4 protein-coding genes are annotated in these 3,449 nt (G+C 35.5%); all 4 read left to right on the forward strand.

Annotation, left to right across the window (positions count from 1 at the left end; genetic code table 11):
- The first annotated feature begins 195 nt into the window (after positions 1 to 195).
- The 4 genes from BLR42_RS23240 (at position 196) to BLR42_RS22040 (ending at position 3,383) form a co-directional block, all read left to right on the forward strand.
- Positions 196 to 396 carry a hypothetical protein gene (locus tag BLR42_RS23240; protein ID WP_207648599.1) on the forward strand — a complete coding sequence of 67 codons (201 nt, stop codon included), beginning with the start codon at positions 196 to 198 and terminating at the stop codon, positions 394 to 396.
- Positions 397 to 572: 176 nt separating this feature from the next.
- The gene (locus tag BLR42_RS22030) at positions 573 to 917 is read left to right on the forward strand and encodes a helix-turn-helix domain-containing protein (protein WP_091873843.1); all 345 of its coding nucleotides are present in this window, start codon (positions 573 to 575) and stop codon (positions 915 to 917) included.
- A 171-nt stretch (positions 918 to 1,088) separates the two neighbouring features.
- Entirely contained in the window at positions 1,089 to 2,861 is a 1,773-nt protein-coding gene (locus tag BLR42_RS22035) for a hypothetical protein (protein ID WP_091873838.1), read from the forward strand.
- A gap of 114 nt (positions 2,862 to 2,975) precedes the next feature.
- Positions 2,976 to 3,383, forward strand: a complete 408-nt coding sequence (locus BLR42_RS22040; RefSeq protein WP_091873841.1) for an AbiH family protein — start codon at positions 2,976 to 2,978, stop codon at positions 3,381 to 3,383.
- The last annotated feature ends 66 nt before the right edge of the window (positions 3,384 to 3,449 follow it).

A 3,449-nucleotide genomic window follows, 5' to 3' on the forward strand; every position in this document is an offset into this window, starting at 1 on the left:
TATCCCTCTATCCTTTCGGAATCAATATATGTCTATTATACACCGCCTTGGAATGCTATACTATAGCCAAGTACTAATCGATGAGGAAGAACCAAAAAGGTCTTGCAAAAAACATATTTGAGGAGGGATGAATCTGTTTCACGTATTCTTCCCTGGGCTCTTTTTAGTGGGGTGATAACCGGATACTTTTGGTTGTTGAGAGAAGATTCAGTATGGATTTTGCCTTTTTTAGTATTCGCGATGTTGTTCTGCGATATTTATTGGATCAGGAATAAGACGGATATCAAAACAGTTATTAAGAAGCTCGCAATATCCATCTGTCCTTTTGTGGGTATAATTGTTGCGGTAACAATAGTTACACTGATAAATGGTTATGCTATTATCTGCCATGCATAAGAGAAGCAGGCAGGAATTTGAGAGGTTCTTGAATTTGTTGCACTGTATTACAAGGTAATCAAATATTATTAGTGTCGGATCAGATGTTGTTTTGGCTGCATTATGTAACGGAAAAAGGAAAGAATATTACAAACAAAACGATTATTGCGCTTAATAAGCCAGATGAGGATGATTATATGACAGTCAGCGATAGAGTTTTTCAGGTTATGCAGGATAAGAGAATGACTCAGAAGGAGTTTTCTGAGTTGACTGGGATTCCGCAGAGCACAGTGAGTGATTGGCGGAAGAAGAGAACAAATCCGACTGCGGACCGCATAATGGTAATCTGTAAGGTTCTTGAAGTAAGTCCGGAGTGGCTTCTTTCAGGGATACAGGCGGATGGATTACGTGGAAACCAGATGGAATGGTATGCTATAGATCGGAATTCAGAGGTAGGTGTTTTGATAGATGCATATAATGAGATGGACAATAATATGAGAATGAGACTTATGGCTTATGCAGACGCGTTGAGGGGGAATTGAGTTATTTAAATCCGTATAATGGATATAATGGCAACATACATTGACTGCAGCAAAGAGAATGATTATTAAGGGAAATATAGGTGCTTTATTAGCAGCTTGACAGATACATACATTTGATTATGATAAATATATAGTTTGCGTACGCAAATATAGTCGAATGGAGATGCAAAGATGAAGACCAATAATTTTTTTAATAAAGAAACTTTTTCTAGTCTGGTAATTAAGGCAAAAGGGGCGAATAGAACAGTACAACAATTTGCAGCAGATATTGGAGTACCACCATCAACACTTTCACGAATTATTAATAAAAAGAATAGTTCAGCCAGTAATGAGCGTATTTTAGTGGCAATCGCTGAGAATGCGGAACCAGAGAGTCGAGTGACTTTGAATGATCTAAAAAAAGCAAATGGGTTAGCTGTTGCTGATAATAATGTTGGGATTGGGTTTGAAGCTGCATGTGAGAGAATTATTGTAGATGATTTAATGAAAAAAGGGGTTATCCGTTCCAGGAGGGAAAGATATATCGAAAGGGGTGACGGCAGAGGCGACGCGCTAATGTTTTCTGTAGCATCAAAATATAGAATACAGTTTGATATGCTTGTTGATTCAGAGAAATTTGGCAAATGGGCATTTGAATTCAAGGGTACTCATGGAATGGCAGCAATAGAATCATACAAGAGATGGTTGCTGCTGACAATTAGTATCCTTCAAAATACTGAATTAGATAAAGTATCATTGGTAGTACCTAATAAGCAGATATATGAGCAGATAAAAAGAATGCTTGATGAAGTCATGATACTAGGTAATATATCTGTAATCATTGTTGATGTAAATAAGAAGGAGGTCATTGAGGAATATTGTATCGGTAGAAGGTATGGATTATGGAGAGGATTTGAGGATAAGAAGATTTTCTTAACAGATATACTAAAGGAAAGATTTAAAAGGACGTATGAAACTAATTCGGATAGCGGCATTGACAATTTTTGTAAAGATCGAAGGAAGGAATTAGTTGATCTTTTCAGGAGTTTGGGGATTGAACATGAGCTTGAAATGTTTAAGGGAAATGAAGGAAAACATAAGGGCTATATGTTTTTTATAAGCGAAGTTCCTTTCATTAACGGTCTTCTTGATGAAAGAACCAAAAGACTTGTGCCTGTAAGAAAAGGAGAATATGTAAAGCTTACTGATGAATATGCAATTATTTTATATGAAAATATATTTAATATGTTCTTGAAAAGATGCGATGGATCCGAAGAAATGGCATTTAAGCAATCGTTTGGCTTGTATAATGTGCTTGATATTCCTATCCATAAGCAGCGTGCGCTTATAAGACAAATGCAAAAAGATGTAGAGAGCATTACCGATAAGATATTCACGGAACGAGTAAAAAATATAACATCAAGAAGAGATGACCTTGCATGGTTGAAACATGTGACATCTGATTTGTCAGAGTTGTATAGTAGAAATCTGAAAATATATGATTTGATGTATGAAATAAGACAGGAAGAGGTAAACAACAAAGCATTTGAAGAATATAATAATATGTCCGCTGAAGAACTTGACCTATTGGAAGAGGAAGAATTCCTGACATTAAGAATACATCAGGAATATATATATAAAGAAAAGGTCCGAAAACTGATTCGAAAAAAAGCTGACATAACAGGAGAAACATTGCCATGGGAGATGGGATTACATAATCAAAGGGCAGGAAAAAGCACAGATGAATTAACATTGGAAGAGATAAATAAAATAAGGGACATTGAAAAGCAACTTGAGACTATTTATCAGGGCATAAGAGAGAGAATACTGAAAGAAACTATTGCAGAATCAGGCAAGGTTCCATTCGAAAAAGATTTCTTGTATTCGGAAAACGAATATATGTCCTCTGAAGATCTTGTAAAAAATGCATTGACTGCCTATGAGAATAGGAGAAGATTGAGATAGTTCGCAGGGGTCAAAATGTGGATGCATTTTTCACCGCTGTAATTACGTTTCTGATGCTGTATTATCACGATATAGACACCTCAGTGTTGTGAGTGAATAGGGGGTATATTTTAAATGAATATATTAGTTATAGGGAATGGTTTCGATTTAGCTCATAATTTTAAAACATCATATGGGAATTATCTGGATTATGTAGATGATTTTAATTATTTTTTTGAGCAGATACGTGTTAACCATAACCATGCGCCAGATATTAGCCGCTGTAAAGATGAGAATAATGTTCGATATTTCGTTGGCCTGTTCAATAGGTTTGGTTCAGATAAAGAAAGTAGGGCTATCATTGATGAACAGCATAAACTGATTTATAACAATGCTTGGATTTCATATTTCAGGATGCGACAGAATGAAATTGATGATAGATGGGTGGATTTTGAAAGTGAGATTTCCCGAGTAATACAGCTAATGGATGAAGCTCGCCACAAAGTACTTATTGAAGTCCAGCTAAGAAATGTCAAGGAGTAAATTGAAAATGTTAGAAATTAGTCATTACCTGCATTTTGGGTAACCTTAATAAAGCTAATTCATTTA

The organism is Butyrivibrio sp. INlla16 (genome assembly GCF_900104155.1).
In the GTDB taxonomy this organism is placed as follows: domain Bacteria; phylum Bacillota; class Clostridia; order Lachnospirales; family Lachnospiraceae; genus Butyrivibrio.

Excerpts from the sequence above, each read along its gene's own strand:
- BLR42_RS22030 (WP_091873843.1), top strand. The coding sequence starts at position 573 with ATGACAGTCAGCGATAGAGTTTTTCAGGTTATGCAGGATAAGAGAATG.
- BLR42_RS22035 (WP_091873838.1), top strand. The coding sequence starts at position 1,089 with ATGAAGACCAATAATTTTTTTAATAAAGAAACTTTTTCTAGTCTGGTA.
- BLR42_RS22040 (WP_091873841.1), top strand. The coding sequence starts at position 2,976 with ATGAATATATTAGTTATAGGGAATGGTTTCGATTTAGCTCATAATTTT.